The organism is Sphaerisporangium sp. NPDC049003 (assembly GCF_043197795.1).
Classification (GTDB): domain Bacteria; phylum Actinomycetota; class Actinomycetes; order Streptosporangiales; family Streptosporangiaceae; genus Sphaerisporangium.
Map to the genome: position 1 here is coordinate 1 of NZ_JBICTU010000018.1, position 26,827 is coordinate 26,827.

The 26,827-nt window shown below is 69.6% G+C and carries 23 protein-coding genes; 11 read left to right on the forward strand and 12 right to left on the reverse strand.

Annotated elements, in window-relative coordinates; genetic code table 11:
• From ACGFIV_RS20465 to mshB, 5 genes are all read right to left on the reverse strand, one after another.
• A partial coding sequence (locus ACGFIV_RS20465; RefSeq protein ID WP_392836894.1) for an MBL fold metallo-hydrolase occupies positions 1–920 on the reverse strand: 920 nt, incomplete at its 3' end.
• Between the two features lie 159 nt (positions 921–1,079).
• A complete protein-coding gene (locus ACGFIV_RS20470; protein ID WP_392836897.1) occupies positions 1,080–1,505 on the reverse strand; it encodes a hypothetical protein in 426 nt (141 codons plus the stop codon).
• Positions 1,506–1,549: 44 nt separating this feature from the next.
• Positions 1,550–2,065: a flavin reductase family protein gene (locus ACGFIV_RS20475; protein WP_392836900.1), complete on the reverse strand. Its 516-nt coding sequence runs from the start codon at positions 2,063–2,065 to the stop codon at positions 1,550–1,552.
• A 9-nt stretch (positions 2,066–2,074) separates the two neighbouring features.
• Positions 2,075–2,542: a DUF6113 family protein gene (locus ACGFIV_RS20480; protein WP_358546258.1), complete on the reverse strand. Its 468-nt coding sequence runs from the start codon at positions 2,540–2,542 to the stop codon at positions 2,075–2,077.
• A 10-nt stretch (positions 2,543–2,552) separates the two neighbouring features.
• Positions 2,553–3,461, reverse strand: coding sequence for an N-acetyl-1-D-myo-inositol-2-amino-2-deoxy-alpha-D-glucopyranoside deacetylase (gene mshB, locus ACGFIV_RS20485; RefSeq protein WP_358546255.1), 909 nt, complete (start codon positions 3,459–3,461; stop codon positions 2,553–2,555).
• Between the two features lie 70 nt (positions 3,462–3,531).
• Here mshB and ACGFIV_RS20490 point away from each other — a divergent pair, with 70 nt between their 5' ends.
• Positions 3,532–5,601, forward strand: coding sequence for an LpqB family beta-propeller domain-containing protein (locus ACGFIV_RS20490; RefSeq protein WP_392836905.1), 2,070 nt, complete (start codon positions 3,532–3,534; stop codon positions 5,599–5,601).
• Positions 5,602–6,119: 518 nt separating this feature from the next.
• Here the strand turns inward: ACGFIV_RS20490 and ACGFIV_RS20495 are convergent.
• A complete protein-coding gene (locus ACGFIV_RS20495; protein ID WP_358546282.1) occupies positions 6,120–7,877 on the reverse strand; it encodes an ABC transporter ATP-binding protein in 1,758 nt (585 codons plus the stop codon).
• A gap of 143 nt (positions 7,878–8,020) precedes the next feature.
• On the reverse strand, positions 8,021–9,712 hold the full coding sequence (locus ACGFIV_RS20500; RefSeq protein WP_358546249.1) for an ABC transporter ATP-binding protein: 1,692 nt from the start codon (positions 9,710–9,712) through the stop codon (positions 8,021–8,023).
• A gap of 169 nt (positions 9,713–9,881) precedes the next feature.
• Here ACGFIV_RS20500 and ACGFIV_RS20505 point away from each other — a divergent pair, with 169 nt between their 5' ends.
• From ACGFIV_RS20505 to ACGFIV_RS20515, 3 genes are all read left to right on the forward strand, one after another.
• Positions 9,882–10,115 (forward strand): helix-turn-helix domain-containing protein, encoded by a 234-nt coding sequence (locus tag ACGFIV_RS20505; RefSeq protein ID WP_114028781.1) that lies wholly within the window; start codon positions 9,882–9,884, stop codon positions 10,113–10,115.
• A 2-nt stretch (positions 10,116–10,117) separates the two neighbouring features.
• Positions 10,118–10,678 carry a Clp protease N-terminal domain-containing protein gene (locus tag ACGFIV_RS20510; protein ID WP_358546246.1) on the forward strand — a complete coding sequence of 187 codons (561 nt, stop codon included), beginning with the start codon at positions 10,118–10,120 and terminating at the stop codon, positions 10,676–10,678.
• Between the two features lie 177 nt (positions 10,679–10,855).
• Positions 10,856–11,449 (forward strand): hypothetical protein, encoded by a 594-nt coding sequence (locus tag ACGFIV_RS20515; RefSeq protein ID WP_358546243.1) that lies wholly within the window; start codon positions 10,856–10,858, stop codon positions 11,447–11,449.
• Positions 11,450–11,496: 47 nt separating this feature from the next.
• Here ACGFIV_RS20515 and ACGFIV_RS20520 read toward each other — a convergent pair whose 3' ends face one another.
• The 5 genes from ACGFIV_RS20520 to ACGFIV_RS20540 form a co-directional block, all read right to left on the reverse strand.
• Positions 11,497–11,958: a MarR family transcriptional regulator gene (locus tag ACGFIV_RS20520; RefSeq protein WP_358546240.1), complete on the reverse strand. Its 462-nt coding sequence runs from the start codon at positions 11,956–11,958 to the stop codon at positions 11,497–11,499.
• Between the two features lie 795 nt (positions 11,959–12,753).
• Complete coding sequence (locus ACGFIV_RS20525) at positions 12,754–14,580, reverse strand: glycoside hydrolase family 15 protein (protein ID WP_392836911.1); 1,827 nt, start codon at positions 14,578–14,580, stop codon at positions 12,754–12,756.
• A gap of 235 nt (positions 14,581–14,815) precedes the next feature.
• Positions 14,816–15,553 (reverse strand): succinate dehydrogenase/fumarate reductase iron-sulfur subunit, encoded by a 738-nt coding sequence (locus ACGFIV_RS20530; RefSeq protein ID WP_358546235.1) that lies wholly within the window; start codon positions 15,551–15,553, stop codon positions 14,816–14,818.
• Between the two features lie 56 nt (positions 15,554–15,609).
• Positions 15,610–17,535, reverse strand: coding sequence for a fumarate reductase/succinate dehydrogenase flavoprotein subunit (locus ACGFIV_RS20535; protein WP_358546232.1), 1,926 nt, complete (start codon positions 17,533–17,535; stop codon positions 15,610–15,612).
• A complete protein-coding gene (locus ACGFIV_RS20540; RefSeq protein WP_358546229.1) occupies positions 17,532–18,320 on the reverse strand; it encodes a succinate dehydrogenase cytochrome b subunit in 789 nt (262 codons plus the stop codon). Before ACGFIV_RS20540 ends, ACGFIV_RS20535 begins: the two co-directional genes overlap by 4 nt.
• A gap of 309 nt (positions 18,321–18,629) precedes the next feature.
• Here ACGFIV_RS20540 and ACGFIV_RS20545 point away from each other — a divergent pair, with 309 nt between their 5' ends.
• From ACGFIV_RS20545 to ACGFIV_RS20575, 7 genes are all read left to right on the forward strand, one after another.
• Positions 18,630–19,568 (forward strand): LysR substrate-binding domain-containing protein, encoded by a 939-nt coding sequence (locus ACGFIV_RS20545; protein WP_358546226.1) that lies wholly within the window; start codon positions 18,630–18,632, stop codon positions 19,566–19,568.
• A gap of 150 nt (positions 19,569–19,718) precedes the next feature.
• Complete coding sequence (locus ACGFIV_RS20550; RefSeq protein ID WP_358546223.1) at positions 19,719–20,915, forward strand: SpoIIE family protein phosphatase; 1,197 nt, start codon at positions 19,719–19,721, stop codon at positions 20,913–20,915.
• 21 nt (positions 20,916–20,936) lie between these two features.
• Positions 20,937–22,514, forward strand: a complete 1,578-nt coding sequence (locus ACGFIV_RS20555) for an ATP-binding protein (protein WP_392836917.1) — start codon at positions 20,937–20,939, stop codon at positions 22,512–22,514.
• On the forward strand, positions 22,507–22,956 hold the full coding sequence (locus ACGFIV_RS20560) for a response regulator (RefSeq protein ID WP_358546218.1): 450 nt from the start codon (positions 22,507–22,509) through the stop codon (positions 22,954–22,956). Before ACGFIV_RS20555 ends, ACGFIV_RS20560 begins: the two co-directional genes overlap by 8 nt.
• 223 nt (positions 22,957–23,179) lie before the next feature.
• The gene (locus ACGFIV_RS20565; protein ID WP_358546215.1) at positions 23,180–23,995 is read left to right on the forward strand and encodes a hypothetical protein; all 816 of its coding nucleotides are present in this window, start codon (positions 23,180–23,182) and stop codon (positions 23,993–23,995) included.
• A gap of 8 nt (positions 23,996–24,003) precedes the next feature.
• A complete protein-coding gene (locus ACGFIV_RS20570; protein WP_358546212.1) occupies positions 24,004–25,911 on the forward strand; it encodes a fumarate reductase/succinate dehydrogenase flavoprotein subunit in 1,908 nt (635 codons plus the stop codon).
• Positions 25,911–26,687 carry a succinate dehydrogenase/fumarate reductase iron-sulfur subunit gene (locus tag ACGFIV_RS20575; protein WP_392836921.1) on the forward strand — a complete coding sequence of 259 codons (777 nt, stop codon included), beginning with the start codon at positions 25,911–25,913 and terminating at the stop codon, positions 26,685–26,687. Before ACGFIV_RS20570 ends, ACGFIV_RS20575 begins: the two co-directional genes overlap by 1 nt.
• Positions 26,688–26,827: the final 140 nt, after the last annotated feature.

Sequence of the window (26,827 nt, forward strand, 5' to 3'; positions counted from 1 at the left end):
GGTGCGCGGCCGCCGGCCAGCCGGCGCGCGCGGGCCTCCTCCCGCGGGCCCCTCCGCGCCACCCCCTCCCGCACCCCCCCCCCCGGGGGCGGGGCCCCCCCCCGCCGCCCCCCCCCCCCCCCCCACGCCTGCACGGCCTCGGCGGGATCCACGTGGGAGACGTGCATGAACCAGCGCGGCTCGTACGCGCCCACCGGCATCAGCGCGAGGTCGATACCCGGGTAGCGATCACCGATGAGCTTGAAGCGGTCGCCGTAGGCGGTGTCCCCGGCGAAGTAGATCCTCTGGTTCGGCGAGGTGAGCACCCAGCCGCCCCACAGCGACTTGCAGGTGTCGAAGAGCGTCCTGCGGCTCCAGTGGTGGGCGGGCACGAAGTCGAAGGTCACCTCGCCGATCTGGGCGCTCTCCCACCAGTCGAGCTCGGTGACGTTCGTGAAGCCCCTCTTGGTGAACCAGCTCGCCAGGTTGGCCGGGACGAAGACCGGAGTGTGCCTCGGCAGGCGGCGCATCGTCGGCGCGTCAAGATGGTCGTAGTGGTTGTGGCTGATCACGACGGCGTCCACCGGGGGCAGGTCGGTCCAGGCCACGCCGGGCGGCGTCAGCCGCTGCCGTACCCCGGGGATCTTCCGTGACCAGACAGGGTCCGTCAGCACCGTCAGGCCCCCGATGCGCAGCACGTACGTGGCGTGGCCGACCCACGTGACCGCGGCGTCCGTCGCGGCGACGGAGGGCAGACCGGCCCGGAGCACCGGGATCTGGTCGGCGTCTCCGATGTCGGGGCGGAACCCTCCATGCCAGGCGACGCTCATGACCTCGCGGAAGTCGGGCAGCGGGCAGGTCAGTCGGTCCTTGAAGTCGGTGGGAAAGGTCCGCTCACGCGGCGTGACCGGGGAGAACTCAGGGCTGACGGTTTGCGACATGCGACCCCTCCTGTTCGTCGCCGAGTGGGGGGCGGGCTGTTCCTCGGGAACAATCACCACTCTGCACTGATCATCCCCCGTGGGCGAAAAACATGCCTCAGTCGTACGAGGTATCCGTCATGTCCTCCCTGATGTGGATCGGATGGCGTTCATCCGCGTTTACTCCAGGGTGCGCCTCCTCCATCGGGAGGGATGCCTCGGGTAGCCCCCCTCGTCCAGGTCGGCCAGGCGTTCGAAGACGTTCCAGGAGGCGGGATGGCCGCACACGGCCACCGAGACCAGCAGGGCGAGGACGTACAGCGGCAGCAGGGGCAGGCCGACGCAGAAGGCGTACTGGGTGGCGTGCCGGGCCTCGTGCCTGAGCAGGGCGCCGGTCAGGTAGCCCTCCCGCTGGGCCGTCAGGACCACGTTGCCGACCGTGAAGGCGCCGGCGACCGGGAAGGGGATGCGGTATCCGTGGGCGTACAGCAGGCCGTGCTCGCCCCGCCGCACCTCCGCACGCCCGGCCACCGCGATGAGCAGTCCCAGCGGCGTCGAGAGGTTGACGTAGTTGAGCACCTGCCTTGCCCGGTGCCGTCCGCGCATGTCTCTGATTGTGACTCACGGGCCCCGGCGGCCGGTAGGGCGGCCTACCGGCCCGGCGTGCGCAGGCGGCGGTAGCGGCCCTCGTAGTAGATGAGCGGAGGGACGTCCCTCGGGGTTTCCGCCGACACGACACTCCCGACCACGATCGAGTGGTCGCCCCCGTCGTGGACGACGGTCGTACGGCACTCCAGCGTCGCGATGGCGGCGTCGAACAGCGCGAGCCCCAGCCCGCCCCGGCGATGCGCCCAGCGGTCGAGCTGTCCTTCGAGCGCACGGCCGCGCGTGGCGAAGGCCTGGGAGGCCTCCTCGCCGTCCTCCCCGAGGACCGAGACCCCCCACACCCCGGCGTCGATCACGGCGTCGTGGAACCGGGCGATCTTCTCCACGCAGACCAGCACCAGGAGCGGATCGAGGGAGACCGAGGCGAAGGAGTTGACCGTCATCGCGTGGTCGACGCCGTCGGCGAGGGTGGTGACGACGGCGACACCGGTGGCGAAGCGGCCCGTCACCCTGCGGAAGACCGCCTGATCAACCTGGCTCTCGACAGATCCCTGATACACGCGGCCAGCTTATGCGGACATTCCATCCGAAATGTTCATGCGGCGCCGCTTGCCATACGAACCCTGGTGCATCAGCCACGAACCGGACGACGGGATGAGCAGGACCGCGATCACCAGGGCCAGGGCCCCGCAACCGAGATACCAGTAGCCGGGGACGTTGCCGGCGACGACCAGATCGCCTTCGGGCCTCTTGACCGAGAACAGCAGCGCGGCCAGCATCCACCCCATGCCGGGGACGAAGGCGCCCATCTTGCTGTCCATGAGCCGCCCCGCCCCGTACAGCAGACCGAACAGCACCAGGGAGAGGGCGATCGGAATGGGCGGGACGACGTCGCCCACATCCCACGAATGCTCCAGCCCCGCCACGACGCCGTAGACGACGCCGAGGACGAAGAGCATGCCGTAGGCGGCGCCCGTGATCACGGCGTCGGACCCCCGCCGCGTCGCGGTCTCGCTCTCGACCTGCTCTTCCTCCATGGCTGAAAGGCTAGCCGATGCCCGCGAACAGATCGTCTTCGCGGACGTAGGGCTCGCCGAGACCGCCGGCCTCCTGCGGCAGGCCCCTTCCCGCGGGCCCGCGCTCACCGGCCTTGAGGATGAAGTGCTCGATGCCGAGCGAATCTTGGCCCATGCTGCTGGAGATCACGAACCACGGCGCGCCGAGGTCGATCTGCGAGCGATGGGCCCGCATGGCGTCGAGCTTGGCGGCGGCGTGGGCGCGGGCGTCGATCTCGGTGGTGACCTCCTCGTCGGCTGCCCCGAAGGGCAGGTCGTCGAGGGTCTCCTCGGTGAAGAAGTCGAAGTCGGTGTCGCGCATCGCCTCGGCGACCCGCCGCATCCCCGACTTGGGCATGGTCGTGAAGTAGAACTTGGCGATCTGCCAGGGCTCGCCCTCGCCGAAGGAGGGATCGGAGGCCAGCTCGAAGGCCCGCCAGGCGACGCGGTGCGCCTGGATGTGGTCGGGGTGGCCATAGAAGCCGTTCTCGTCGTAGGTGACCAGCACCTGGGGCCTGACCTCGCGGATGATCTCGACCAGCTCGCCGGCGGCCTCGTCGAGGTCGGCGCGCCAGAAGCACCGGGGGTTGTCGTTGGTGGCGACGCCCATCATGCCGGAGTCGCGCCAGCGGCCGGGGCCGCCGAGGAACCGGTGGTCGTCGACGCCCAGCGCCTTGCAGGCCGCTTCGAGCTCTCCGATGCGATGCTCGCCGAGCCTGTCTTCCTGGTCGGCGGCGAGGTGGGCCAGGTCGGGCACCACGATCTCGCCCTCCTCGCCGAGGGTGCAGGTGACGAGCGTGACCTGGGCGCCCTCCGCGGCGTATTTGGCCATCGTGGCGCCCGTGCCGCTCGTCTCGTCGTCGGGGTGGGCGTGGACGAGCAGCAAACGACGTTCAGTCATGCGGTCGAGGGTATCCCCAGGCTCCGACAGGAAGCATCTCCCTGCGTGTTGGCCTGGCACTATGAACGACATGAGTGAGAGCTTCCCGCGTCTTTACGCCAGGACCCGCCGTTTCACCCTCGGAGTGCCCCGTGGCTTCGTGATCGCTCCCGACGGCGACCGCGTCGTCTTCTTGCGCAGCAGGTTGGGCACCGACGCGGTGACCTGCCTGTGGGAGCTCGACCTGGCCTCGGGCGCGGAGCACCTGCTGGTCGACCCCGCCGACCTCGGCGCGGCCGACGAGGATCTGCCCGCCGAGGAGCGGGCCCGCCGCGAGCGCGCCAGGGAGCAGGCCGGCGGCGTGGTGGCCTTCGGCGCCGACTCCGCGCTCACCTCGGCGGCCTTCGCGCTGTCCGGCGGGCTTTACCTGGCCGACCTGAGGTCGGGCGCCGTGCGGCGGCTCGACACCCCCGGCCCGGTGATCGACCCCCGCCTGTCCCCCGACGGCTCCCGCGTGGCCTACGTCACCGGAGGCGCCCTCCACGTCCAGGAGGTCGCCACGGGCGACGACCGCGCGCCCGCGACCCCTGAGAAGGCCGGCGTGACGTACGGCCTGGCGGAGTTCATCGCCGCCGAGGAGCTCGACCGCATGCGCGGCTACTGGTGGTCCCCCGACGGCACGGCGCTGCTCGCCGAGCGGGCCGACGAGTCGCCGGTCCAGACCTGGCACATCGCCGACCCGGCCAATCCGTCCAGCACGCCGGTGCCGGTGGCCTATCCCTCCGCGGGCACGGCCAACGCCACCGTCGAGCTGTTCGTCCTCGGTCTCGACGGTTCCCGCACGGCGGTCCCGTTCGACGACGAGTACCTGGTGGCGGCCTCCTGGGACCGTCACGGCCTGTCCATCGTCACGATGCCCCGCGACCAGAAGGCCGTCCGCGTCCTCACCGTCGACCCCGCCACCGGCGCGACCGAGCTCGTGCGCGAGGACACCGACCCCGCGTGGGTCGACGTCGTCGGCGGGGTCCCCGCGCGCCTGTCCGACGGCACGCTGGTGTGGGTGGCCGACGCCGACGGCGGCCGGCGCCTGATCATCGGCGACGCACCGGTCACCCCTCCCACCCTGCAGGTCCGCGACGTGCTCGGCGTCTCGGGCGACACCGTGCTGTTCCGCGCGAGCGCCGAGCCCACCGAGATCCACCTGTGGACCTGGTCCGGGTCCGGCGGGGCCATCTCCCCGGTCACCAGCGAGCCGGGCGTCCACAACGGCCGCCTGTCCGGCGACACCCTGCTGGTCATCAGCCAGACCCTCGACAGCCCTGGCACCACGGTTCGGGTCGAGAACGGCCACAAGCGCCTGCACATCGCCTCGCTCGCCGAGCGCCCGAAGCTGGAGCCCCGCGTCTCGCTGGTCCGTACGGGTGAGCGCGAGCTGGCCACCGCCGTGCTGCTGCCGAGCGGGCACGTGCCCGGTTCCAGGCGTCTGCCCGTCCTCATGGACCCCTACGGAGGGCCCCACGCCCAGCGTGTGCTGGCCTCGGGCCGTGGCTTCCTTGAGTCCCAGTGGTTCGCCGACCAGGGCTTCGCGGTGATCGTGGCCGATGGCCGGGGCACCCCGGGCCGGGGCCCGGCCTTCGAGCGCGAGGTGCTGCACGATCTCGCGACCCCCGCGCTCGAAGACCAGGTGGACGCCCTGAAGGGCGCCGCCCAGCTCTACCCCGGCGACCTCGACCTGTCGCGGGTGGCCATCAAGGGCTGGTCGTTCGGCGGCTTCCTTTCGGCACTGGCCGTCCTGCGCAGGCCCGACGTCTTCCACGCGGCCATCGCCGGGGCGCCGGTCACCGACTGGCGGCTCTACGACACCGCCTACACCGAGCGTTACCTCGGCCACCCCGGCGAGCTTCCCGACGTGTACGACCGGTCGTCGCTCATGGCCGACGCCGAGAAGCTGGAGCGGCCCCTGCTGCTCATCCACGGCCTGGCCGACGACAACGTGGTGGCGGCCCACACGCTGCGCCTGTCGTCGTCCCTCGTCGCCGCGGGCCGTCCCCACACCGTGCTGCCGCTGTCGGGCGTGACCCACATGACCCCGCAGGAGGTCGTCGCGGAGAACCTTCTGCTTCTCCAGGTGGAGTTCCTCAAGAAGTCCCTGGGCGCCTGACCCCGGGAAGTCCCTGGACGCCGACCCGGCGCCCGTTCACCGAGCGGGCCCTCTCCTGGCCGACTTCCCGGCGAGAGGGCCCGCCCGGACCCGTTCCGGTGACGGCCGATGACGCGTTCGACGTTTCCGCTGTGAACGTTTCGCACGCTGCCGGGATGGCCGCCCGCACGCCTCTTTCTCGAAGCCGCAGGTAGAACGCCAAAAGTTTCCGTCCTGCCGCGCGAGGACGTCGAGGGTTTGTTGACTAGCCCAATTTAATCGGATTAGCTCCGTGGGCGCCCGTGGCCGCACCTCCGTGCGCCCGACCGGCGGCCCGAGCGGAGCGCGGCGGCCCGATCACCGCGGCCCGCACCGCGGCGGGCAAGATGTACGGCTTCCTGATCTACAATCCAGGCGGCCGGCTACACCCCGCAGAAGTATCTCGCCGGATCCGACGGCTGGAACCCCGTCGGCTGAGCGGAGGACCGTCATGGCGAGGACTCGCACGGTCGCGCTCTCGGTCGTGGCACTACGGCGCGCTAGCGGCTGGTGCCGTGCCAGCTGTCCCACAGGGCGGCGTAGGCGCCTCCCGCGGCGACCAGTTCCTCGTGCGAGCCCAGCTCGCTGATGCGGCCGTCCTCGACGACGGCGACCCGGTCGGCGTCGTGCGCGGTGTACAGCCGGTGCGCGATGGCGATGACGGTCCGCCCGTCGAGCACGGCCGCCAGCGACCGCTCCAGATGCCGGGCGGCGCGCGGGTCGATCAGCGAGGTGGCCTCGTCCAGCACCAGCGTGTGCGGGTCGGCGAGCACCAGGCGGGCGAGCGCCACCTGCTGGGCCTGCGCGGGCGAGACCGCGAGGCCGCCCGAGCCCACGACCGTGCCGAGACCGCCGGGGAGCGCGCCGACCCACTCCCACGCGTCGACGGCCTCCAGCGCCTCCTTGACGGCGGCGTCGTCGGCCTCGGGCCGCGCGATGAGCACGTTGTCACGCAACGTCCCCCGGAACACGTGGTGTTCCTGCGTGACGAGCGCGACGTGGCCGCGCAGCTCGTCCAGGGGCAGGTCGACCAGCGGGACGCCGCCGACCGTCACCGAGCCGGTGCGCGGGCCGTGGATGCCCGCGAGCAGGCGGCCCAGCGTCGACTTACCGGCCCCCGAGGGGCCGACCATCGCGAGCCGCTCCCCTGGGGCGATCTTCAGCGAGACGCCGTGCAGCACGTCGTGGCCCTCCCGGTAGGAGTACCTGACGTCGTCGGCGACCATCGTCTCGCCGGCGGGACGCTCAGCGCCCGCGTTGCGGTCGTCGGGCACGTTGGCCACGCCGAGGAGCCTGGCCATGGACGCGCCGCCGACCTGGAGCTCGTCCACCCACGACAGCAGCCGGTCGAGCGGGTCGATGAGCTGCTGGACGTACAGCGTGGCCGCGGTCACCTGGGCCAGCGACACCCATCCGTTCAGGTAGAACAGGCCGCCGATCAGCAGCGTCGCCACGACGGGGATCACGTAGCCGAACTCCACCGAGGGGAACCACACCGTGCGCAGGCCCAGGGTGTAGCGCTCGGCCGCCCACGACCGCGCGATGTCCCTGTCCGTGCGCTCGTGCCGGCGGCGCTGCAGGCCGAACGCCTCGACGGTCCTCGCGCCCTCCACGGTCTCGGTGAGGCCCTCGGTCATGTCCGCGTACGCGGCGTTCTCGCGCAGGTAGCCGTCCCTGGCCCGCTTGAGGTACCACCGGGTGGCGAACCACAGCAGGGGCACCGCGAGGAGCGTCGGCAGCACCAGCAGCGGCCCCACCAGGGCGAGCGCCCCCAGCACGAACACGCCCGCCACCACGGCGATCAGGGTCTCCGGCACGGCGTGCCGCACCGTGCGCGACAGCGAGTCGACGTCCCGCGAGGTGCGCGTGACCAGGTCGCCCGAGCCCGCGCGCTCGACGGTCGACAGTGGCAGGGAGAGCACGCGGTCGACGAACTCCTCCCGCAGCTCGGCGAGGACCTTCTCACCGAGCTTGGCCGAGACGTAGACGGCGTACCTGATCAGCACGGCCTGCACGACGACGAAGCCGGCGATCGTCAGCGCCACGGCGTCGACGCTGACGCCCGTGCCGTCGCGCACTCCTTCGACCAGCTCGCCGAGCAGGCGCGGCCCGGTGAGGCCCGCGACGGCGGCCAGGCCGTGCAGGCTCAGGGCCGCCGCGAGCCTGCGGGGGTACTTCAGCGTCAGCCGCCTGGCGTACGCCCGCACCTGCGCCTGGTCGGCGACCGGCAGGATGCGCCTCTGGTCGCCGCCCGTCACCGGTGCGCCGTGGGGACGTTCGGCGGCCTCGCCGTCGTCCGCACGGCCCTCGTCCCGCACGCTCGTACGGCCTTCGGCGGCGCGGACCTCGCCTGCCGGGCCCTCCGTCAGTTCGTTCTCACTGGCCTGGCCCACACTCACGATCAGACCTCCCCTCGGGTCACGGTCGCGGTGTAGTCGGGGTCGGTGGCGAGCAGCGAGCGGTGGGAACCCTCCGCGCGCGCCTTGCCGTCCCGCATGAAGATCACGGTGTCCGCCCGGTCGAGCACGAGCGGGCTGGTGGTGCAGACCAGCGTCGTGCGCCCGAGACGGGCCTCGCCGAGCCGCTCGGCGATGCGCGCCTCGGTGTGGGCGTCGACCGCACTGGTCGGCTCTACCAGGACGAGGACCTCGGGGTCGGCGAGCAGCGCGCGTACGAGCCGCAGGCGCTGCTGCTGGCCGCCGGAGAACTCCCTGCCGGACTCGGCCACGTGCGAATCGATGCCGCCGGGGAGCGCCTCGACGACGTCCTCCGCGCAGGCGGTGCGCAGGGCGCGCCGCAGGTCGTCCTCGGAGGCGGAGCCGGTGACGTCGAGCTGGTCGCGCAGGCGCCCGCTGAACAGCCTGGCGCCGTTGTCGGCCACCAGGATGCGGCGCCTGACCTCGGCGAGCGGCAGGTCGGCCAGCGGCACACCGCCGAAGGTGGCCTCGGCCGCCACGTAGCGGCCGAGGCGGTCGGCGACGGCGATGGCGTCCTCGGGCACCGAGCCGGCCAGGGCGGTGAACCGTCCCTCCCGCACGGTCACGCCGGACTCCGCGTCCACCAGGTCGCCCCCAGCCGTCACGGCCGTACCCGTGCTGCCGATCTCGGGATCGAGCGACAGGATGCGGATGACCCTGCGGGCCGCCACGTGGCCCTTGGTGAGCTTGTCGGCCGCCTCGGTCAGCGTGCGCAGCGGGCCGACCAGGAACAGGGCGTACCCGTAGAAGGCGACGAGCTGGCCGACCGTGATCGTTCCGTCCATCGCGTAGTGCGCGCCCCGCCAGGTGACGAAGGCGATCAGCATGCCCGGCAGCAGGAGCTGGGCGCCTTCCAGGGCGGCGTCCATCGACGCCACCCGCACTCCGGCGCCCCGCACCCTCTGGGACTCCTCGCGGTAGCGGTCGGCGAAGACCTGCTCGCCGCCGATGCCGCGCAGCACCCGGAGGCCGGAGACGATGTCGGAGGCCCGGGTGGCGAGATCGCCCTGAAGGTCGCGCTGCTCGTGCTGCCGGCGGTGCAGCGGCCTCAGCAGAGGGCCGACGGCCAGCGCCATCAGCGGCACACCCAGCAGCACCATCAGGCCGAGCGGGGGTGAGGTCGTGATGAGGATCACCGTGACGGCGATGATGGCGACGACCGAGCCGACGCCGCGCAGCAGGATGTCCATGGCGTTGCCAATGTGGGCGATGTCGGAGTTGCCGACGCTGATCACCTCGCCGGTCGACAGCAGCTTCGGCAGCGTCGCTCCGAGCCTGGTGGCCTGGCGCGCGGTGACCTGCACCGTGCGGTAGGCGGCGCACAGCCAGCTGAAGACCGCCAGCCGGTGGCGCATCACACCGCCGAACGCGGTCAGGACGCCGAGGCCGAGCAGCACCCCTGACCAGCGCATCAGCCCCTCGGTGTCGCGCATGGTGAGGCTGTCGACGGCCTTGCCCAGCGCCGACGGCACGAGCGCCTGAGCCAGCCACCACAGGATGGCGAACCCGATGCCGACGAGCAGGGGGCCCGCCTGGCCACGGGCCACCCACCACAGGTACCGGAGCGGGCTGCGGGCATCGGGAATGCCGGGATCGGCAAGAGGCAGGGAGCGCATAGCCCCTCCAGGCTGGCAAACCCGACGGTGGCCCGGCAAACGATTTTTCCGGCCTCATGAGGCCATACCAGCGAAAACATCCGGACTAGAACGGGGTTCGCGTAGATCGTCCGCGTTAGTTCGTCAACTATGGTTGACACTATCGCGGTGTCAACCTATATTGACACTCATGAGCGACACGGCACAGTTGGCCTCCGACGCGGGCAGCCGCGATCCGGCCGTCGGCCTCCGGGCCGTACGGGCGCTGCGGACGCTGGTCGAGCGGCTGGAGGCACTCCAGGTGGACAACGCCCGCGAACAGGGCTGGTCCTGGCAGGAGATCGCGGTTCTGCTCGGCGTGAGCAGGCAGGCGGTCCACAAGAAGTACGCAGGCGGGCGAGGACTACTGAGGCGGGAGAAGTAGGCATGTTCGAGCGGTTTCACGAGGACGCACGCCAGACGGTCGTGCTCGCCCAGGACGAGGCCCGGCTGTTCAACCACGGCCTAATAGGGACCGAGCACATGCTGCTCGCCCTCCTCCGGCAGCCCGACACGGTGGCGGCGCGGGTCCTGGCGCGGCACGGGCTCGACCATGACCAGATGGGTGACGCCGTGGCACGACTGCTGGTGGCGCCACCGGCCGACGATCTCGACGCGGGCGCGCTCGAGTCGATCGGCATCGACCTCGACGCGATACGCGAGAAGGTGGAGGCCGCTTTCGGGCCGGGCGCCCTCGACCGGGAGCCCCGGCCGCGCCGTAGCCGTCCGTGGCGCCTCGGCGGTCACCTCCCCTTTTCGGGGCGGGCCAAGAAGGTGCTGGAGCTCTCGCTGCGCGAGGCCATCTTGCTCAAGCACAACTACATCGGCAACGGCCACATCCTGCTCGCCCTGCTGCGAGAGGGCGAGGGGCTGGGCGCCCGGGTCCTCGCCGACGCGGGCGTCGACTTCGAGGCCCTCCGCCGAGAGGTCCGCGTCGAATTGCGGTGACCTGGCCATGACCGTCCCGTCCGGCACACGCGGCGCATGCAGGACCTGCGGGGCGGGAGACGCCTAATCTCGAACCCATACGACCACGGATTCGCGCGGTCACGCCTCCGTACAGCGGCGCATCCGTACGGCCACGGATCGGCGTGATCGCGGATCCGTACGCGGGGAGGGAGGCGGATGGACGAGCCCAGACCGGTCGCCACGATCGTCGAGGTGGAGGACAGCCTGTGGCAGGCCTCGCTCCCCGGCATCGGCACCGTCACGGTGGACGACCCGCGCATGGCGGCCTGGCAGCTCCAGGAGCTGATCGCGGAGCAGCGGGTCATCAACGTGCTCGACGTCTCCCCGCCCGCACTGGCCGGCGTCGGCGGGGAACCGGTGTTCGCCTTCCTGCTGCAGTTCACCGCCTGCGGGGCCGAAAGGGACGACCTCGATGTCTACGCCCAGGTCAAGGCCGGTCCGCCCTCGGGATGCCGGTGGTCTCCCGACGTCGACCACCCGGGGCTGCTCTGCCTGCGCCCGGGGTCCTCGCCGCTGGATGCCATCGCGGGAGTGGTGGCGGAGGTCAGAGACCGGTACGGCCTCGGCGCCGAGCTGACCGATCTCGGCTTCGACCGGTTGTGGGAATGGTTCGGCGACCACGAACGCCGCACCGAACTGGTCGCCCACCTGCTGCTCATGGCCGCCCACCGCGCCGGCCTCCTCGGGCTGGACCCGGACGACCTGGTGAAGTTCCTTCGCGAGGTCATGCCACGTCAGTCACCGGCATGAACACAGACCCAGCGCGCTGACGGACGACCACCGGCACGAACACAGCTCTACTGCGCTGATCGTGCCTCGGCCGGGAGGCCGTGCAGCGCCTCCACCAGAGGCGCGAGCTCGGGTGTCCGCTCCGCCTCGGCCAACGCGCCGGCGAGGACCGCGTCGTGGGTCGGCCTGGCCTTGCTCAGCAGCTCCCACCCCTGGCCGGTGAGCTCGGTGTAGATGCCGCGCCGGTCGTCCTGGCACAGGACGCGGTTCAGCAGGCCCCGGTCTTCGAGCCGGTTCACCAGCCGCGTGGTCGCGCTGCTGGAGAGCGCCGCGGCCCGGGCGAGCTGCTGCATGCGCATGTGCCAGCCGTCCTGCCGTGACAGCGCGTCCAGCACCGTGTACTCCACGACCGACAGGACGCACTCGGACTGCAGCTCGCGCTCCAGCGCGGCCTCGATCAGGCCGTGGAGCGTCGCCAGCGTGCGCCAGCCCTGGGCGCGGACCTCCACCGCGTCGTCCCCGATTCCCATGACGGCCTCCTGAGGGCCCTGGGCCATCCACCTGGGACGGCCGTTCACCTTCTGATCGCATTTTACACGCTTGTGACGATTAAGCGCGCGTGCAAGTATTTGGTCGCCACAGGGGAACGGACGTCGCGGCAAGGCGACGGGGGGTCGCTGGGGGGATGCCTGGGCGATCGGGCCTGGAGAGGAATGTCTCGGCGTCGCCCTGACTGTCACTACGTGGTTCGATGTGCGGCCGATCGATGTCTGGCCGATCGATGTGGCCGTATGTGGCCGTTTGATGCTTGGCGCTTCGATGTCTGGCCGTTTGATGTCTGCCGATGCCATCGGTTCGGATCCGGATGACGATGGTCTCAGTCGGCTCGGCCTGGCCTTTCCACATGCTCTTTGGTTTGTAGCTGCTTCAGTGTTTCAAGAGGACTGATCAGGCTTTCAATTTTCTAATTTCCGTACTGGCCGGGTGGTTTGCTTTTCTCAGTCCCAGGTGGTGCCGGGGGTGCGGCCGTAGCTGTCCCAGGTGGTGCCCGCGGTGCGCGAGTACGAGTCCCAGGTGGTGCCGGCGGTGCGCGTGGAGTTCGTGGAGTTCGTCATTTCTTCGTCTCTTTCCTTGAGGGCTGTGTATTTGTTCTCGCACAAACAACTCTGCGGGAATCGCAACCCACAAACCAGACGAACCGGCGGCAGCAAGCTGCACCATGCTGACCGCTTCCTGCCACCCCCACGAACGGCGGCGCTAGCCCAAGTCCTGGTCCAGACTGAAGGACGAGCTAGCGCAAGGTCTGGCCCGGGTGGGGGCAGGCGCTAGCCGAGGGCCTGGTCGAGGTTGAAGGCGGCGCTGATCAGGGCCAGGTGGGTGAAGGCCTGGGGGAAGTTGCCGAGTTGCTCCCCTGTGTGTCCGATCTGTTCGGCGTACAGGCCAAGGTGGTTGGCGTAGGTCAGCATCTTCTCGAAGGCCAGCCGGGCCTCGTCCACGCGCCCGGCGCGCGCCAGTGCCTCCACGTACCAGAACGAGCAGATCGAGAACGTGCCTTCGACCCCCCGCAGTCCATCCGGGCTCACGGCGGGGTCATAACGGTAGACCAGCGAGTCGGAGACCAGCTGCTCACCGAGCGCGTCGAGGGTGGACAGCCATTTCGGGTCGGTGGGCGAGACGAACTTGGCCATCGGCATCATCAGGACGGAGGCGTCCAGCACCTCGTCGTCGAAATGCTGGACGAACGCGTGCAGCCTGGACGACCAGCCATCCCGCATGATCTGCCTGTAGATCGTGTCACGGGCGTGCCGCCAGCGGGGTACCTCGGCTGGGAGCCCGCGATGGATGGCCACGCGCATGGCCCGTTCGATCGCCACCCAGCACATCAGCCGCGAGTACACGAAGTTCTTGCGCCCGCCCCGGGTCTCCCAGATTCCTTCGTCAGGCTTGTCCCAGTTCTCGCAGACCCAGTCCACCAGCGTGCAGACCTCGTCCCAGCGGCCACTGGAGATCGGCTTGCCCCATTTGTCGTAAAGGTAGATGGAGTCGATGAGCGCTCCGTAGATGTCGAGCTGAAGCTGGCCGATGGCCGCGTTCCCGACGCGTACCGGAGCGGATCCCTGGTAGCCCTCCAGGTGACCGAGCTCGCGTTCAGGCAGTTCGGTGGCTCCGTCGATGCCGTACATGATCTGCAGCGGCCCCGAGAGGCCGTCACCGCTGAGGGTGACGTGCTCGGACAGGAAGCCCATGAAGGCCTCCGCCTCCTCGGTGAACCCGAGCCTGAGCAGCGCGTACACGCAGAATGCCGCGTCGCGGACCCACACGTAGCGGTAGTCCCAGTTGCGCTCGCCGCCGAGTTGCTCGGGGAGGCTGGTCGTGGGCGCGGCGACGATCCCCCCGGTCGGAGCGTAGGTCAGCAGCTTCAGCGTGAGCGCGGAGCGATGCACCACTTCCCGCCACCGGCCGCGATATCGGGAGGCGGACAGCCACCGACGCCAGTACTTCACCGTGGCGGCGAACTCCGCTTCGGCCTCGACGACCGCACACGACCGCGCCGGCAGGTCGCATGCTTGGTCGAGCGCGAACACCGCCTGCTCGCCTTCGTGAAGCTTGAACTCCGAGCGCACATCCTGTCCGTCGCAGTCGACCGGCACGCTGGTGGTCAGTATCAGCGAGAGCCCCTCCGACTCGAAGATCGTACGACCGTCCTGTACGCGCGCGGTGTGCGGTTGGCTCGCGTAGCCGAACCGCGGCGCCACGAGGACCCGGAACGGCAGCGTTCCGCGCACGCACACCACCCGGCGGATCAGCCGGTGACGATCGACCTCGCGCGAGTCGTCCGCGATCGGCATGAAGTCCTGGATCTCGGCCACTCCGTCGGCGGCGAAGAACCGGGTGATCAGGACGTTGGTGTCGGGGAAGTAGAACTGCTTGGTCCTGGCCGGTACGTCGGCGGCCAGTTCGAATGATCCGCCGCGATCGGCGTCGAGTATGGAGGCGAACACGCTCGGCGCGTCGAAGCGCGGGCAGCAGTACCAGTCGATGGTGCCGTTCGTGCCCACCAGAGCCACGGTACGAAGGTCGCCGATCAACCCGTGATCGGCGATCGGAAGATAACCGGCGCCACCAGACCTGCAGAACCCCCCAGCCGCCATGTCGCCCTCTCCCCCATGAGACCCTCCCCAAGTTACGCATTTGAGGCATTTGTCCAGGTATGTTCCGCGCCAAATGGTCGCCAGGTTTGGCCCGGCAGTACGCCCTGAGGGCCGTACGGCCTTGGCGCCGCCTCCCGATCCACCTGGTGCTCCACACGCGACAGGCAGGCTGACCTCTGCCGGTTCCGCCGAGAGCCGTACCCGTCGGGGGGTACGGCTCTCGGTGTCGGAAGGGCTACTTGGCGGCCTTGAGGTAGTCGCGGTTCATTTGGGCGATCACGTCCAGCGAGATGCCCTTGGGGCAGACGGCGGTGCATTCGCCGGTGTTGGTGCAGCCGCCGAAGCCTTCGAGGTCCATCTGTTCCACCATCGCGATGGCGCGGGAGTCGCGCTCGGGCTGGCCCTGCGGCAGCAGGCCCAGGTGGGTGATCTTCGCGGCGGTGAACAGCGAGGCCGAGCCGTTCGGGCAGGCGGCCACGCAGGCGCCGCACCCGATGCACGTGGCGGCGTCGAACGCGTCGTCGGCGTCGTCCTTCTTCACCGGGACGCTGTGCGCGTCCGGTGCCGAGCCCGCGGGGACGGAGACGAAGCCGCCGGCCTGGATGATGCGGTCGAAGGAGCTCCGGTCGACGACCAGGTCCTTGACCACGGGGAACGGCGCGGCCCGCCACGGCTCGATGGTGATCGTGGCGCCGTCCTCGAAGTGGCGCATGTGCAGCTGGCACGTCGTCGTGGCCCGCTGCTCGCCGTGGGCGACGCCGTTGATGACCATGCCGCACATGCCGCAGATGCCCTCGCGGCAGTCGTGGTCGAAGGCGACCGGGTCATCGCCTTCCAGGATGAGCCGCTCGTTCAGCACATCGAGCATCTCCAGGAAGGACATGTCCGGCGACACGTCCTTAACCTGATAAGTCGTCATCCGTCCGCTGTCGGTGGGGCCGTTCTGCCGCCAGACCTTCAGCGTGAGGCTCATGCCCCGACGCTCCTGATCCGCCGCGCGGACCGGGCTCACCGTGTTCTCCGAAGCGCTCACTTGTAGCTCCGCTGGCTCATCTTGACGTACTGGTAGTCGAGCTCTTCCTTGTGCAGCACCGGGACGCCCTCGGGGCCGTGCTCCCAGGCCGCGACGTACGCGAAGTTCTCGTCGTCGCGCAGTGCCTCGCCGTCCTCGGTCTGGGACTCGGCGCGGAAGTGGCCGCCGCAGGACTCGGTGCGGTGCAGCGCGTCGAGGCACATCAGCTCGGCGAGGTCGAAGAAGTCCGCGACCCGCCCGGCCCGCTCCAGCGCCTGGTTGAGGCCCTCCTCGTCACCGGGCACCTTGACGTTGTTCCAGAACTCCTCGCGCAGCTCCGGGATGCGGGAGAGGGCCTTGCGCAGGCTCTCCTCGGTGCGCTCCATGCCGCAGTACTCCCACATGAGCTTGCCCAGCTCACGGTGGTAGGAGTCGGCGGTACGGGTGCCGTCGACCGACAGCAGGCGTCCGATCTTGCCGGTGACCTGGCCGAGCGCCTCGTCCACGGCGCCCTGGTCGACCTCCCCGAAGGGCCCGTCCGCCAGGTAGTCGCCGATCGTGGTCGGCAGGACGAAGTACCCGTCGGCCAGCCCCTGCATCAGCGCGGAGGCGCCCAGGCGGTTGGCGCCGTGGTCGGAGAAGTTGGCCTCGCCGATCACGAACAGGCCCGGGATCGTCGACTGCAGGTCGTAGTCGACCCACAGGCCGCCCATCGTGTAGTGGACGGCCGGGTAGATGCGCATGGGCCGGATGTAGGGGTCCTCGCCGGTGATGCGCTCGTACATCTCGAAGAGGTTGCCGTACTTCTCCTCGACCGCGTCCCTGCCGAGGCGGGCGATCGCGTCGGCGAAGTCCAGGTAGACGCCCAGCCCGCCCGGTCCGACGCCGCGACCCTCGTCGCACACGTTCTTGGCGGCCCGGGAGGCGATGTCGCGCGGAACCAGGTTCCCGAAGGCCGGGTAGATCCGCTCAAGGTAGTAGTCGCGCTCGGCCTCGGGGATGTCCCCGGGAAGCCGGTCGTCGCCCTTGAGCAGCGGCACCCACACCCTGCCGTCGTTGCGCAGCGACTCCGACATCAGGGTCAGCTTCGACTGGTACTCGCCGCTGACCGGGATGCAGGTCGGGTGGATCTGCGTGTAGCAGGGGTTGCCGAAGTAGGCCCCGCGCCGGTGCGCCCGCCAGATCGCCGTGGTGTTGCAGCCCTTGGCGTTGGTGGACAGGAAGAACACGTTCCCGTACCCGCCCGTGGCCAGCACGACCGCGTCGGCGAGGTGGGTCTCGATCTCACCGGTCACCAGGTCGCGGACGATGACGCCGCGCGCCCGGCCTTCGCTGATGACGAGGTCGAGCATCTCGTGGCGCGTGTGCATCTCCACGGTCCCGGCCGCGATCTGGCGCTCCAGGGCCTGGTACGCGCCCAGCAGGAGCTGCTGACCCGTCTGCCCGCGCGCGTAGAACGTACGGGAGACCTGGGCGCCGCCGAAGGAGCGGGTGTCGAGCAGGCCGCCGTACTCGCGGGCGAACGGGACGCCCTGGGCCACCGCCTGGTCGATGATGTTGGCGCTCACCTGGGCGAGCCGGTAGACGTTCGACTCGCGGGCGCGGAAGTCGCCGCCCTTGACGGTGTCGTAGAACAGCCGGTGGACCGAGTCGCCGTCGCCCCGGTAGTTCTTGGCCGCGTTGATCCCGCCCTGCGCGGCGATCGAGTGCGCGCGCCTGGGCGAGTCCTGGTAGCAGAACGACTTGACCTTGTAACCCAGCTCGCCGAGGGTCGCCGCGGCCGATCCTCCGGCGAGGCCGGTACCCACCACGATGACGTTGAGCTTGCGCTTGTTGGCCGGGTTGACCAGCCTGGCCGAGAAGCGGCGCTTGTCCCACCGCTCCTCGATGGGCCCCTCGGGGGCCTTCGTGTCGCGGATCGGCTCGCCGGTCGTGTAGTTCACTTCACAGCTCCGATCATCACGGCGACGGGGACGGCGACGAAGCCGAGAACGAGCACGGCGGAGAACACGGCGGAGAAGGCGTTGAGGACGTGCCGCCTGCGGCCGGTGGCCAGGCCGAGCGTCTGGAACGCGCTCCACAGGCCGTGACGCAGGTGCAGACCCACCATGGCCAGCGCCACGATGTAGAAGGCCGTCACCCACCAGCGTGAGAGGGCGAAGCCGGCCACGACACGGTCGTACGGAGTGGCGTCGAAGCCCTTGGGGTTGACCGCCCCGAGGGTCAGGTCGAGCAGGTGCCAGACCACGAACAGCAGGATGATGACGCCGCCGTACCGCATCGTGTGGACCACGTAGCCGCCGGACTGCGACTTGCGCTTGGCGACGTACTTCACGGGCCGGGCCTTGGAGGCGCGGCGGGCCAGCGAGACCGCCGACCACATGTGGAGCACCACCGCGAGGGCGAGGACGATCTCGGTGACGGTCAGCAGGCTCCTGCCGGGCACCGCGGGCTCGCCGACGGTGCGCAGCCACTCCGCGTAGGAGTTGAAGGACTCGGCGCCAAGGAAGATCTTGAGGTTGCCCAGCATGTGACCGATGAGGAAGAGCACCAGCACGGCGCCGGTCACCGCCATGACGGCCTTCTTGCCGTTGGACGACCTGAAGAGACCCCGGAACCCCGGAGACCTCCCCGGCGTTTTGGGGGGTGTGGCGCGGGGCGTCACCCTTGCGGTGGCCGCACCGCGTTCGATCGTCGATGTCACGTTTTTCGACGCTAGATAAGGCATCCATAAGCGTCCAAGTCATGAAATGCCTGGTCCCGATAGCCAGAAGCTATGCCCCGTGGCTCCGTGCGCGTGGCGCGCGTGCCCGGGGACTCGGATGCGAGCAATCTCACAGAGCGAACTCACAGAGCGAACCTACGGAGCCAACTCACGGAGCGAACTCACGGAGCGAACTCACGGAGCGAACTCACAAGGCCGAGATCTCGCAGCGGCCGAACCCAGAGCCGAGCCGCCGAGCTCCCCCGAAGGCCGAGCTTCACAAGGCCTTGCCCCCAGCGAGCCGTCCGGAGCCGCACCCGTACGCTGTGAGACGTGCAGCTACAGCAACTCGCCTCGTTCGTCGCTGTGGCCGAGACCTCGCATTTCACGCACGCGGCGGAGCGGATGCGGGTCGCCCAGCCGTCGCTGAGCAAGCAGATCAAGACCCTGGAGACCGAGCTGGGCGCGCCGCTGTTCAGCCGCGCGCGGGGCAACGTGACCCTCACGCCCGCCGGTGAGGCGCTGCTCCCACTCGCCCGCCGCATGCTCGCCGACGCCGAGACCGCACGCCGCGAGGTCGCCGAGCTGGCCGGGCTGCGCCGGGGCCGGGTACGGCTCGGCGCCACGCCTTCCCTGTGCGCGGGCCTGCTGGCCGAGGCGCTGGCCCGGTTCCACGGCGACTACCCCGGCATCGACCTGCTGGTGGAGGAGGGCGGATCGCGGGACCTCGTCCGCGACCTGGCGCGGGGCCAGCTCGACCTGGCGCTGATCATCCTCCCTCTTCACAGCAGTGATCCTTCGCTGGTCACCGAGGAGATCCTGAAGGAGAACCTCGTCGTCGCGTGCCCCGCCGCGACCCGGGGGCGCAAGCCGTACATCCGCATCGACGAGCTGCGCGGACGGCCGCTGGTGATGTTCCGCCGGGGGTACGACCTTCGTGAGGCGACGCTCAGCGCCTGCCGGCAGGCCGGGTTCGAGCCGCGCTTCGCCGTGGAGGGCGGGGAAATGGACGCCGTGCTGCGCTTCGTGGAGGCGGGGCTCGGGGTCGCGGTGGTGCCGTCGATGGTCCTCGACGGGCGGCCGGGCCTCGCGGGCACTCCACTCGCCCCCCCGGGGCTTCGGCGAACGATAGCTCTCGCTCACCGCAAGGACGTCGAACCTACCCGGGCGGCGCAGGCCTTCCGCGCTACGCTGCTTTCCTATCTGTCGGAAGCCGCCGAGGAGGGATCGTTGCCACAAGGTGTCGGGTTGGCCTCGCCGCCGGCCGAGTAGTCTTACCGGGTTACCCATCGGTAGCGCAGTGGCATTTCACATGCTTCATACCCCTAAATCACGGTTTCGTACTTTCATGCGTCTGGACGACTTTCGCTATATGGTGCAGGGCAACAGCCAAGGTCAACCATCACTTCACAAGAGGCACCAGTGACCGCGCTCTCGCCCGGCATGCCGGAGGCGCCGACCGAGATGCAGACGATCCTCCTCATCGAGGACGACGCGGGTGACGCGTTTCTGGTCGAGGAGCTGCTGGCCTCGGCCCCGACTCCCCCAAAGATCATCTGGGCGCGCAGTCTCGCCGAGAGCCGCGACCGGCTGACCGCCGAGGTCCAATGCGTGGTGGTCGACCTCTCCCTTCCGGACGCCACCGGCCTTGAGGCCCTGCGCCAGGTGCTCTCGATGGCCCCCGACACCGCCGTGCTGGTGCTCACCGGCCTCAACGACGCCCACGTGGGGGTCGAGGCCGTCGCCGCGGGCGCGCAGGACTACCTGGTCAAGCAGGACGTCGACGAGCGGCTGCTCGCCCGCGCCATCAGCTACGCCATCGAGCGCAAGCGCGCCGACCTCACCCAGCGCAAGCTGGCCGACGCCCAGCACCTCAGCCGCGAGAACGCCCGCCTCGAACACGGCCTGCTGCCCGTCCCCATGCTGAAGAAGGAGCTTGAGAGGGACGGCCTGCAGCACCAGGCCCGCTACCTGCCCGGACGCAGGCAGGCGCTCCTCGCGGGCGACTTCTGGGACACGGTCCAGACCCCCGACGGCGCCGTGCACGTGGTCATCGGCGACGTCTGCGGCCACGGCCCCGACGAGGCCGCCCTGGGCGTGGCCCTCCGCATCGCCTGGCGCACGCTGGTGCTGGCCGGCCACACGGGGAACGAGCTCCTCGCCACCCTCGACAGGGTGCTGCGCAACGAGCGCAAGTCGCCTGAGATCTTCACGACCATGTGCATGGTCGCGATCGATCCCGACCTGAGCCACGCCCGGCTCCACGTGGTCGGCCACCCGCCGCCCCTGTTCGTGCGGGGCGGGGTCCACCACGGCGTCCTCGACGTCGTGGCCGAGGCGCCTTCCGGACCGCCGCTGGGCATCTTCAGCGACGTCGAATGGACCACGATCGAGCTGGAGCTCGGCGACGACTGGTCGATGCTCCTCTACACCGACGGGCTGATCGAGGCCACGGTGGGCGGCGGGCCCGACCTGCTCGGCACCGAAGGGCTCATCGGGCTCATCCGCGAGCAGGGCGAGATCGACCTCGACAGGATCATCACCGCCGTCCAGGAGATGCACAGGGACGCCCTCAGCGACGACCTCGCCGCCGTACTGGTCGGCAGAGGCCCGCTGTGACCGGCTGACTCGGAGGCCACCGTGACCGACCTCGCCCCTCTGCCCCCGCCCGCGCCGCCGAGCGGCTTCGGGCGGCTCCCCCTCGGCCGGTGGTTCCTCGTCGCCGGGATGCTCGTCGCGCTCGCCTTCATCGTCGGCACCGGCCTCACCATCGCGACGATCAACGACATGCGCGTCGCCCGCGAGGCCGTCGTCGACGTGATCGACCCGGCCGTCCTCCGCACCCTGGAGATCGCGAACTCGCTGTCCGCGGAGGAAGGCTCCATCCGCACCTACGGGCGCACGAACGAGGACCAGTACCTCCAGGACTACAAGACCGGTCTCGCGGAGGAGGCGACCGCGACGGCCAAGCTCACCGCGCTGATGTCCCGCGTGCCCGAGGAGACGGCCAGGGCCGACCTCGCTCGCCTGGTCGACGCCTCGGCCGCCTGGCGCCGCGACTACGCCGACGTCGTGATCGCCAAGGTGCCGGAGCTGAAGAAGCAGACCGCCACCACCTACGCCCAGGTGAACAGCCTGCGCTTCACCGCCGTACGGGCCGCGCTCGACGCTCAGCAGCAGAACCTCGGGCGGCTGCACGACCAGGGCAGCGCCCGCATCGAAGCGGGCTGGCGGACCTTCTACCTCGTGCTGATCCTGCTGGCGGTCGTGGCCTTGGGCGCCGCGGTGACCTTCACGCTCATCGTCAGGTACATCGTGCTCCGGCCGATCTCCCAGCTCACCCAGCAGGTGCGGGCCGTGGCAATGGGCGACTTCGACCGCACGCTGCAGGTCGAGCGGCCGGCCGAGCTGGCGGAGCTGTCCGGCCGCGTCGACGCCATGCGCGGGCGCATCGTGCGCGAGTGGCGCCGCGCCGCCGAGGCCCAGCGGCAGCTGTCCGACCAGACCGCCGAGCTGCGCCGCTCCAACGCCGAGCTGGAGCAGTTCGCCTACGTCGCGAGCCACGACCTGCAGGAGCCGCTGCGCAAGGTCGCGAGCTTCACGCAGATGCTGGAGCAGCGGTACGGGGACCAGCTCGACGACCGCGCGAAGCAGTACGTCACCTTCGCGGTGGACGGCGCCAAGCGCATGCAGCTACTGATCAACGATCTCCTCGACCTCTCCCGCGTCGGCCGCGTGGGCGGCGAGAAGGCCCCCACGGACGTACAGAAGGTGCTGGACACCGCGGTGGGGAACCTTTCAGCGCAGATCGAGGACACCGACGCCACCGTGACCCACGACGAGCTCCCGGCGGTCTTCGGCAACCGCGTGCTGCTCACCCAGCTCTTCCAGAACCTCATCGGCAACGCTCTGAAGTTCCGCTCCGGAGAGCCGCCCCACGTCCACATCTCCGCCAGGGAGCAGGGGGACATGTGGGAGTTCGCGTGCGCGGACAACGGCATCGGTGTCGACAGCAAGTACGCTGACCGAATCTTCCTGATATTTCAGCGTCTGCACCCACGGGACGTGTACCCGGGGACAGGCATCGGCCTGGCGCTGTGCAAGAAGATCGTCGAATTCCACGGCGGGAAGATCTGGCTGGAAGACTCGGTCGCCGGCCGGTCAGGCACGACGTTCCGCTGGACCCTGCCCGCGATTCCTGGAGAACTGCATGGATGACTACCGCTTCATCGACGTCCTGCTCGTGGAGGACGACCCAGGAGACGTCCTGCTCACGCAGGAGGCGTTCGAGCACAACAAGGTCCAGAACACGCTGCACGTGGTGAGCGACGGCGAGCAGGCCATGGCGTTCCTGCGCCGCGAGGGCCAGTACGCGGAGGTGCCCCGGCCCGACCTGATCCTCCTCGACCTCAACCTGCCCCGCAAGGACGGCAGGGAGGTCCTGGAGGACATCAAGGCCGACGCCGACCTCAGGAGCATCCCCGTGGTCGTCCTGACCACCTCGGAGGCCGAAGAGGACATCCTGCGGAGCTATCATTTGCACGCGAACGCGTACGTCGCCAAGCCGGTGGACTTCGACCAGTTCATCCGGGTGGTACGGCAGATCGATGATTTCTTCGTGACAGTCGTGAAACTGCCAAGAACCGGTCAACGTTCCTGAGCCTGACTGCGACGTGACGGGAATCACACCAGGTCAGTCGAAAAAGTGAGTGACCCTTCTCACACAGAGGGATCCCACCGCCGTAACGTAGGGCCCCACCGGCACGCGCGCGGCTGTGTGACCGGCGCGACACCACAGCGCGCGCGGCACCCAGCCAAATGTGAAAGCCCGGACCCCGCACCCATGAGGCGAGGGGGGTCCGCGGGAGGTGGAGAGTTCTCCGATGACCCAGACAACGGCCGGTCGGCCGACCAATGAGCCGGCGCAGAGGAAGCAGCGGGCCCAGATCAAGGCCCGCACGCTGCGCACGGACCGATGGTGGTTGGCCCCGGCTATCACATTCGCGGCGCTCGCGTCGTTCCTTGTCTACGGCCTGTGGGCGATCTTCGACAAGAGCTACTTCGTCGAACCCTACATCGCCCCTTTCTCGTCGCCCTGTCTCGCGACGTCCTGCCCCGAGGGCGCGCGGTTCCTCGGGCTCGCGCCCTTCGGCGACTGGTGGAAGCTTCCGCCCGGCATTCTGATCCTCGGCCTGCCGGCCGGGTTCCGCTTCACCTGTTACTACTACCGCAAGGGCTACTACCGCGCCTTCTGGCTCTCGCCGCCGGCCTGTTCCGTGGCCGAGCCGCACAAGAAGTACACCGGTGAGACGCGCCTGCCGCTGATCATCCAGAACGTCCACCGCTACTTCTTCTACGGCGCCATCCTCATCGCCGCGGTGCTGACCTGGGACGCGGTCCTCGCGCTGCGCGACGCGCACGGCAACTGGGGTCACTTCGGCCTCGGGACGGCCATCCTGTGGATCAACGTGGTGCTGATCTGGGCGTACACGTTGAGCTGCCACTCCTGCCGCCACATCACGGCCGGACGGCTCAACCACTTCTCCAAGCACCCCGTGCGCTACAAGGCGTGGACCTTCGTCTCGAAGCTCAACTCCAGGCACATGCTCCTGGCCTGGCTGTCCATGTACTCCGTCATGCTGGCGGACCTCTACGTGCGGCTCGTCGCCAAGGGCATCATCAACTTCCCGTTCGCTTAAGGATCACAGTGGAAATCGAGCGTCACGAATACGACGTCGTCGTCATCGGAGCGGGCGGCGCCGGACTCCGGGCGGCAATCGAGGCCCGGCAGCAGGGGAAGCGCACCGCCATCGTCTGCAAGTCCTTGTTCGGCAAGGCCCACACGGTCATGGCCGAGGGCGGGGCCGCCGCGGCCATGGGCAACGTCAATCCCGCCGACAACTGGATGGTGCACTTCCGTGACACCATGCGCGGCGGGAAGTTCCTCAACAACTGGCGGATGGCCGAGTTGCACGCCAAGGAGGCCCCGGACCGCGTCTGGGAGCTGGAGGCCTGGGGCGCGCTGTTCGACCGCACCAAGGACGGCAAGATCAGCCAGCGCAACTTCGGCGGCCACGAGTACCCCCGGCTCGCCCACGTCGGCGACCGTACGGGCCTGGAGCTGATCCGCACGCTCCAGCAGCGGGTCGTCGCCCTCCAGCAGGAGGACGAGAAACTGCACGGCGACCCCGAGGCATACATCAAGGTCTTCGCCGAGTGCACGATCACCCAGCTGCTGAAGACTGCTCCCACCGAGGACGCCCCTATCAGCGGCGCCTTCGGCTACTGGCGCGAGACCGGCCGTCTCATCTGCTTCGACGCGCCCGCGGTCGTCCTCGCCACCGGCGGCATCGGCAAGTCCTACACCGTGACCTCCAACTCCTGGGAGTACACCGGTGACGGGCACGCGCTCGCGCTGCTCGCCGGGGCGAAGCTGATCAACATGGAGTTCATCCAGTTCCACCCGACGGGCATGGTCTGGCCGCCGTCCGTGCGCGGCATCCTGGTCACCGAATCCGTACGCGGTGACGGCGGGGTGCTGCGCAACTCCGAGGGCAAGCGGTTCATGTTCGACTACATCCCCGAGGTGTTCAAGGACAAGTACGCCACCACGGAGGAGGAGGGCGACCGCTGGTACAACGACCAGGCCAACAACCGCCGCCCTCCGGAGCTGCTGCCGCGCGACGAGGTCGCGCGGGCGATCAACTCCGAGGTGAAGGCCGGGCGCAACTCCCCGCACGGCGGCGTCTTCCTGGACGTGTCGAGCCGGCTTCCCGCCGCCGAGATCGTCAAGCGGCTGCCCTCGATGCACCACCAGTTCAAGGAACTGGCCGACGTCGACATCACGGCCGAACCTATGGAGGTCGGCCCGACCTGCCACTACATCATGGGCGGCGTGGAGGTGGACGCCGACACCGGCGCCTCGTCGGTGCCGGGCCTGTTCGCGGCCGGTGAGGTCTCGGGCGGCATGCACGGCTCCAACCGCCTCGGCGGCAACTCGCTCTCCGACCTGCTGGTCTTCGGCCGCCGCGCGGGCGCCGGGGCCGCCGAGTACGTCGACGGCCTCGCGGCCAGGCCCGTCACGGCGGAGGAGACGCTGAAGAACGCCGAGATCGAGGCCATGGCCCCCCTCTCGCGGACGGGCGGGGAGAACCCGTACGAGGTGCACCACGAGCTCCAGCGCACGATGAACGAGCTCGTCGGCATCATCCGCAAGGCCGAGGAGGTCAAGGAGGCCCTGGAGGTCGTCGAGAAGCTCAAGGAGCGGGCGGCCAACGCCGGGGCTCCGGGCGGGCGCATCTACAACCCGGGCTGGCACCTCGCGATCGACCTTCGCAACATGCTGCTCGTCTCCGAGTGCGTCGCCCGCGCGGCGCTGATCCGCGAGGAGAGCCGCGGCGGGCACACCCGCGACGACTTCCCCGGCATGTCGGCCGAGTGGCGGCGCAAGCTGCTGGCCTGCGGGGTCACCCCGGACGGCGCGGTCACGATCGAGGAGAAGCCCCAGCCTCCCATGCGGGAGGACCTGATCACGTTGTTCGACCGGGCGGAGCTCAGCAAGTACGTCACAGCCGACGAGCTGGCGGACTTCGACGCGCTCGTTAAGGAGTCCTGATGGGTTACAAGGCCAAGTTCCGCATCTGGCGCGGCGAGGGCGGCGAGGGCAGGCTTGAGGACTTCGTCGTCGAGGTGAACGAGGGCGAGGTCGTCCTCGACGCCATCCACAGGCTGCAGGCCACGCAGACCCCCGACCTCGCGGTCCGGTGGAACTGCAAGGCCGGCAAGTGCGGCTCCTGCTCGATGGAGATCAACGGCAAGCCCCGGCTCGGCTGCATGACGCGCATGTCGACGTTCGAGGAGGACGAGACGATCACCGTGACCCCGATGCGGACTTTTCCCGTCATCAAGGACCTGGTCACGGACGTGTCGTTCAACTACCAGAAGGCCAGGGAGATCCCGTCCTTCACCCCGCCGGACAACGTGGAGCCCGGCGAGTACCGCATGCAGCAGATCGACGTCGAGCGGTCGCAGGAGTTCCGCAAGTGCATCGAGTGCTTCATGTGCAACAACGTCTGCCACGTGATCCGCGACCACGAGGAGAACAAGGCGGCCTTCGCCGGCCCGCGCTTCCTCATGCGCATCGCCGAGCTGGACATGCACCCGTACGACGTGGCCGACCGCAAGGACTCCGCGCAGGAGGAACACGGTCTCGGCTACTGCAACATCACCAAGTGCTGCACCGAGGTCTGTCCCGAGCACATCAAGATCACTGACAACGCGCTGATTCCGATGAAGGAGCGCGTGGTCGACCGGAGGTACGACCCGCTGGTCTGGCTCGGCAACAAGATCTTCAAGCGCTCGTCGAGCGCGTCGGGCTCCAAGGCCGGCTAGAACCGGCCGTACGTGGCGACGGGCCGCTGACCGTGATGGTCAGCGGCCCGTGCGCGTTTGAGCGGCCGTACAGCGCCCGTGGGCTGCCTGGAACGGAGAGGGTCGTCGTACGGGGCTGTGAGCGCCGTACGGCAGCGGCT